This window comes from Nakamurella sp., from assembly GCF_048594475.1.
GTDB lineage: Bacteria > Actinomycetota > Actinomycetes > Mycobacteriales > Nakamurellaceae > Nakamurella.
The window spans coordinates 1-4675 of the sequence record NZ_JBMDXT010000462.1 but is presented as its reverse complement, the minus strand read 5'-3'; the positions used below and the strand labels follow the sequence as shown (position 1 = coordinate 4675).

3 protein-coding genes are annotated in these 4675 nt (G+C 73.9%); all 3 read right to left on the bottom strand.

All coding sequences use genetic code 11. The features are described from left to right. Positions 1-254: 254 nt before the first annotated feature. Positions 255-2417: a 3-hydroxyacyl-CoA dehydrogenase NAD-binding domain-containing protein gene (locus ACOJUF_RS20720; RefSeq protein ID WP_420123707.1), complete on the bottom strand. Its 2163-nt coding sequence runs from the start codon at positions 2415-2417 to the stop codon at positions 255-257. Then, on the bottom strand, positions 2414-3721 hold the full coding sequence (locus ACOJUF_RS20715) for a thiolase family protein (protein ID WP_420123706.1): 1308 nt from the start codon (positions 3719-3721) through the stop codon (positions 2414-2416). The genes ACOJUF_RS20720 and ACOJUF_RS20715 overlap by 4 nt, the downstream gene beginning before the upstream one ends. Positions 3722-3846: 125 nt before the next feature. Further along, positions 3847-4675, bottom strand: an 829-nt coding sequence (locus tag ACOJUF_RS20710; RefSeq protein ID WP_420123705.1) for an HRDC domain-containing protein, incomplete at its 5' end; no start/stop codon positions are given.

Here is a 4675-nt window from a genome sequence, read left to right as displayed (position 1 = left end):
ACCTATGGCAAGAAGATGTCGCAAAGATGCCGGCGAAGCGACAGGTGCATTGCGCCGATGTGACGAAGATCGGGTTTGATGTGAGCAACCCCCGTCCGGGCCGAAGCGCGGACGGGGGTTGGTCGGTCGGAGCGAACCGGGCACAACCGGGCGCAACCGGGACCGGCCGGACCAGGCCGGGCCGGGTGGGCTCGGGTGGGCCCAGATGCGCTCGGGTGAGCTCCGGGCGGCCTCAGGCGGGCCTCGGACGGGCCTCAGGCGGGCAGGGTGGCCACCCCGGGCGGGGCGAACCGCCGGCCGGTCGCCCGTTCCGAATAGCCCTCGCGGTCCAGGTAGGGGGTGATCCCGCCCAGCCAGAACGGCCAGCCGGCGCCGGTGATCATGCCCAGGTCGATGTCCGCGGCGTCGGCCACCACGCCCTCGTCCAGGATCAGCCGGGCCTCCTGGGCCAGGGCCAGCAGCACCCGGTCGCGGACCTGCTCGGCGGTCGAGGGCCGATCGCCCTGCACCAGCAGCGCGGCCACCGCCGGGTCGAGCACCTGCCGACCCTCGTCGTCCCAGGTCAGCAGGGTCCGATGGCCGGCGTCGGCGATGCGGCGCAGGCTCGGCGAGACCGGGAAGCGATCGCCGAACGCGGCGTGCAGGCTGTCCTGCACGTGCGCGGCCACCGCCGGGCCGGACAGCTGGAGCAGCATGAGCGGCGACATCGGCATGCCCAGCGGGGTCAACGCGGCGTCCGCCACGTCGGGCGGGGTGCCCTCGTCGATGGCCGCCAGCACCTCGCCCATGCTGCGCAGCAGCAGCCGGTTGACCAGGAAGCCGGCCGCGTCGGCGGTGAGCACGGGGCCCTTCTTCAGACCCTTGGCCACGGCGAAGGCGGTCGCCAGGGTGGCGTCGTCGGTCTCGGCGGCCTTGACGATCTCCAGCATCGGCAGCACGGCCACCGGGGTGAAGAAGTGGAACCCGACCACCCGCTCCGGGTGCTCCAGGTCGCGGGCCATCGCCGTCACCGACAGCGAGGAGGTGTTGGTGGCCAGCACCGCCTGGGCCGACACGTGCTTCTCCAGCTGGGCGAAGACCTGCCGCTTGACGTCGAGCTCCTCGAACACCGCCTCGATGACGAGGTCGGCGTCGGCGAAGGCGGCGTAGTCCAGCGAGCCGGTGATCAGCGCGGTCAGCCGGTTCGCCTCGTCCGCGGAGACCCGCTTCTTGCCCTTGAGGGCGTCGATCTCGCGGCGGACCCCGGCCAGCCCCTTGTCCAGCCGGGCCTGGTCCACGTCGGTCAGCACCACCGGCACATGCAGGTTCCGGGCGAACAGCAGGGCGATCTGCCCGGCCATCAGGCCAGCGCCGACGACACCGACCTTGGTCACCGGGCGGGCCAGCGTCGGATCGGGGGCGCCGACCGGTCGTCGCGCCCGCTTCTGCACCAGGGTGAACGCGTAGCCGCCGCCGGCCCGGAACTCCTGGCTCATCACCAGGTCGGCCAACCCCTCGCGCTCGGCCCGCAGCCCCTCGTCCAGGTCGGCGGTCCGGGACAGCTCGATCATCTCCAGCGCCCGGTAGGGCGCGGGCGCGGCGCCGTGGGTGCGCAGGTCGGCGATGGCCTTGCCCCGCGCCAGGGCCGCGGCCCACTCGTCGTCGGCGGCACCGGCGAACGGGGTGCGCGGCACCGCGACGGTGCCGGCGACGACGCCGGCCGCCCAGGCCAGCGACTGCTCGAGGTAATCGGCGGCGTCGAGCACGACGTCGACCAGACCGAGGTCGGCGGCCGCCCGGGGCTTGAGCATCCGGTTCTGGTTGAGCGGGTTCTCCACGATCACCGTGACGGCGTGCTCCGGGCCGATCAGGCGGGGGAGCAGCTGGGTGCCGCCCCATCCGGGCAGCAGGCCCAGGAAGACCTCGGGCAGGGCGATGAAGCCGGCGTTGGTCGCCATCGTCCGGTAGTCGCAGTGCAGCGCGAGCTCGGTGCCGCCGCCCAGGGCCAGGCCGTTGACGAAGGCGAACGACGGAATCCCGGACGTGCCCAGGCGCCGGTACACCCGCTGGCCCAGCTCGCCGACCGCGAGGGCGATGGCCCGGTCGGTGACCCGGCCGATCTGGGACAGGTCCGCGCCGGCGGCGAAGATGAACGGCTTGCCGGTGACCGCGATCGCGTCGGGGGACGCCTCGACGGCGGTGGTGATCGCGGCGTCCAGCTCGGCCAGTCCGGCCGGGCCCAACGTGCTGGGCCGGGTGTGGTCGCGGCCGTTGTCGATGGTGATGAGCGCGATCCGGGTGGTGCGGCCGGGGGCCCCCGGGGTGGGGACCTCGACGACCCGCACGTAGGCGTGGGTGACGACCTCGTCGGCGGCGAAAGCGCCGAGATCGACGGCGGTCCCGGTGGTCCCGGTGGTCTCAGTGGTGACGGTGCTCACGCGGCGCTCCCGGTGGTCTCGGTTCCGGTGGTCTGAGTTCCGGTGGTCCGGGTTCCGGGGCCGCCGGTCCAGTGGGGGTTCTCCCAGACGACGGTGCCGCCCATGCCCAGGCCGACGCACATGGTGGTCAACCCGTAGCGGACCTCCGGGTGCTCGGCGAACTGCCGGGCCAGTTGCGTCATCAGGCGCACGCCGGACGAGGCCAGCGGGTGGCCCATGGCGATCGCGCCGCCGTACTGGTTGATGCGCGGGTCGTCGTCGGCCAGGCCGAAGTGCTCGGTGAAGGCGAGCACCTGCACGGCGAACGCCTCGTTGATCTCGACGAGGCCGATGTCCTGGATCGTCAGGCCGGCCTTGGCCAGCGCCTTCTCGGTCGCGGGAATCGGCCCGACGCCCATGGTCTCGGGCTCGACGCCGGCAAAGGCGTAGGCGACCATCCGCATCCGCACCGGCAGGCCGAGTTCCGCGGCGACGTCGGCGGCCACCAGCAGGCACCCGGTGGCGCCGTCGGTCAGGCCGGACGAATTGCCGGCGCTGACCCGGCCGTGCGGCCGGAACGGCGTGCGCAGGTGGTCAAGGGCCTCGAGAGTCGTTCCCGGACGGGGCAGTTCGTCCGCGGTGGCCAGTCCCCAGCCCGCCTCGGAGCGGGTCGCGACGGGCACCAGGTCACCGGTGATCTGGCCGTTGGCCAGCGCCTTGGCGTACTTTTCCTGGCTGGCCACGGCGAATGCGTCGGCCCGTTGCTTCGTCAGCTGCGGGAAGCGGTCGTGCAGGTTCTCCGCGGTCGAGCCCATGTTCAGCGCGGACGGGTCCACCAGCTTGTCGGCCAGGAAGCGCGGGTTGGGGTCGGCGCCCTGGGCCATCGGGTGGTGGCCCATGTGCTCCACGCCACCGGCGATGGCGACGTCGTAGGCACCGACGGCGATGCCGGACGCGACGGTGGTCACCGCGGTCATGGCGCCGGCGCACATCCGGTCGATCGCGAAGCCGGGGACGGACCGCGGCAGCCCGGCCAGCAGGGCGCTGGTCCGGCCGATCGTCAGGCCCTGGTCGCCGGTCTGGGTGGCCGCGGCGACCGCCACCTCGTCGATCCGCTCGGGCGGCAGGCCGGGCTGCCGGCGCAGCAGTTCGCGGATGACCTTGACCACCATGTCGTCGGCGCGGGTCTGCGCGTACTGGCCCTTCTCGCCGGCCTTGCCGAACGGGGTGCGCACCCCCTCGACGAACACCACGTCGCGCAGGGTGCGCGCGGCCGGCGGTGCCGGGCGGGCCTGGGCGGTCGATTCCGGAGATGACACGGCCATGGATCACTCTTTCCGGGTCGCAACTGACGGATTCACGAGCCGGCCGCCGTCGGCGGCACCCCGGGGTGCAGGGCGAGGGGCCGGCCCTCGCGGCCATGCTACCCGCAAAGTTACCCGCGGGTAACTTAGGCCGGGCCGGCCTGCCGGATCGCTGCGCGCAGCACCGGGGTGGTCAGGTCGATCTGCCAGGGTCGGGCCCCCCGGTCGGCCAGCACCTGGGCCAGGGCGGCGTCCAATCCGGCCCCGTCGCCGTCGGGCGGGGTCCACAGCACCCGGCGCACCAGGTCGGGCGACATCAGGTTCTCCACCGGGATCTGCACCCTGTCGGACAGCTCGGCCAGGCCGGCCTTGGCCGACTGCAGCCGCCCGGCGGCGGCCGGGTCCTTCGACGCCCATTTGGCCGGCGCGGGCGGCCCGTCCCCGGCGAACCGGGGCGGGGGCAGCTCCTCGGCCGGGAGGGCCAGCGCCCGGGTGACCGCGTCCAGCCAGGTGTCGGCATTGCGCCGCTGCATTCGGCCGGAGAACACCGGCAGCGCGATCAGCGCGCCGATCGTCGTCGGCCGGGCCGCCGCCGCGGCGATGATCGCCGAATCCGGCAGCACCCGGTGCGGGGCGACGTCCCGGCGCCGGGCGAGCCCGTCCCGGGCCACCCAGAGCTCGCGGACCACGGCCAGCGCGCGCCGGTCGGTGATCTTGTGCACGCCCGACGTGCGACGCCAGGGATCGGGCCGCGGGGTGGGGGGCGGCGCGGCGACGAGGGCCGCGAACTCCTGATGGGCCCATTCGAGCTTGCCCTGCCGGATCAGCTCGGCCTCCATCGCGTCGCGCAGCTCGACCAGCACCTCGACGTCCAGCGCGGCGTAGACCAGCCAGTCGTGCGGCAGCGGCCGGGTCGACCAGTCGGCCGCCCCGTGTCCCTTGCGCAGCTGGAGCCCGAGCATCCGCTCGACCAGC

Excerpts from the sequence above, each read along its gene's own strand:
- ACOJUF_RS20715 (WP_420123706.1), bottom strand. The coding sequence starts at position 3,721 with ATGGCCGTGTCATCTCCGGAATCGACCGCCCAGGCCCGCCCGGCACCG.